The sequence below is a fragment of the Exiguobacterium sp. OS-77 genome, assembly GCF_000414195.2.
In the GTDB taxonomy this organism is placed as follows: domain Bacteria; phylum Bacillota; class Bacilli; order Exiguobacteriales; family Exiguobacteriaceae; genus Exiguobacterium_A; species Exiguobacterium_A indicum.
Genome location: NZ_DF239008.1, coordinates 3,026,194 through 3,027,446, shown reverse-complemented (window position 1 = coordinate 3,027,446; position 1,253 = coordinate 3,026,194). Strand labels below are relative to the sequence as shown.

2 protein-coding genes are annotated in these 1,253 nt (G+C 45.7%); both read left to right on the top strand.

What is annotated here, in order from left to right:
- On the top strand, positions 1-417 hold a 417-nt coding region (locus tag EXG77_RS15410), incomplete at its 5' end, for a P-loop NTPase (protein ID WP_035399335.1).
- Positions 418-419: 2 nt separating this feature from the next.
- On the top strand, positions 420-1,022 hold the full coding sequence (locus tag EXG77_RS15405; RefSeq protein WP_035399334.1) for a KinB-signaling pathway activation protein: 603 nt from the start codon (positions 420-422) through the stop codon (positions 1,020-1,022).
- Positions 1,023-1,253: the final 231 nt, after the last annotated feature.

The following is a 1,253-nucleotide window of genomic DNA, read 5'->3' as shown; positions in this document are numbered from 1 at the left end:
CTCGATTACTTGTTGCTTGATCTTCCACCGGGGACAGGCGATGTCGCGCTCGACATTCATTCTATGCTCCCGAGCTGTCAGGAAGTCATCGTCACGACACCTCACGCAACAGCTGCTTTCGTTGCAGCACGAGCAGGAGCAATGGCGATCAAGACGAACCATCGTCTCCTCGGAATCGTCGAGAACATGGCGTACTTTGAAAGCAAAGTGACAGGCGAAAAAGAATATGTCTTCGGTAGTGGTGGCGGAGAGAGGTTGTCAGAAGCGTTAAAAACCGATATTCTAGCTAAGATTCCACTTGGACAACCATATGCGAATGATGCGGACTTCGCCCCATCGATCTATCGCGATGAACATCCATTTGAGACGTACTATAATGAACTCGCCACGCGTGTCATCGAAAAAGTAGAGGGATAAGAATGAAGATTAAAGGATTTTTGAAGCTGTTTTGGATGACGCTCCTAATCGGAACGCTCGCCGGCTTCGTGTTTAACTTGGTAGCGGAACCTGGATATATCCGAAATCAATCGATTAGCGGATATGTGACGGCTCTCTCCTACAGTAGTACGTGGACAGCCATCAGTTTGATGGGATTCTTCTCGTACTTGATCTTACATCGCGTCGGACTCGATTTATTCCGCGGCGCAAAGCTTTGGAATCGTGTCCAAATCGTCTTGATTGCATTTGCACTATTTGATGGCGTCTACCTGCGCGGATTAGCATACGGCTTTGATAAGACGAGCCTTTATATTGGTGAGATGGCCGTCTTGCTGTTAATAGCGTTCTTAGTCGCGCGGACGAAAGCACGGGAAACGAACTTTACAGCGTTCATTCCAACATTGTTCCTCATGACAGTCATCACGTTGATCGAATGGGTACCTGCTTTGCAGGCAACACAAGATAAGCGGATGTTATGGGCGGCGCTTGCGACACTTTTAATCTGTAATGCGTATCAGATTCTAATGCTGCATCGCTTGCAAGAAAAGCCCGCTTCTCAAGGACAATCGCAAAAACAGGCGTAACGAAAAAGACCCGCGAACGGGTAGTGTTTTACCGGTTCAAGCGGGTCTATCTTTTTTCTAAAGTTTTTTTAGAAAAACAGTTGACGAAAAAAACAAGAGTTGATATATTAATACATGTCGCTGAGGCACACGCCAAACGCGAGCGTCACAGACGAAAAAAACTTCAAAAAAGTAATTGACATCACATATTACTTTACTGTAAGATTTAAAAGTCGTCAAATGACATATTGG

Coding starts and splice junctions, on each gene's coding strand:
- EXG77_RS15405 (WP_035399334.1), top strand. CDS start 420: ATGAAGATTAAAGGATTTTTGAAGCTGTTTTGGATGACGCTCCTAATC.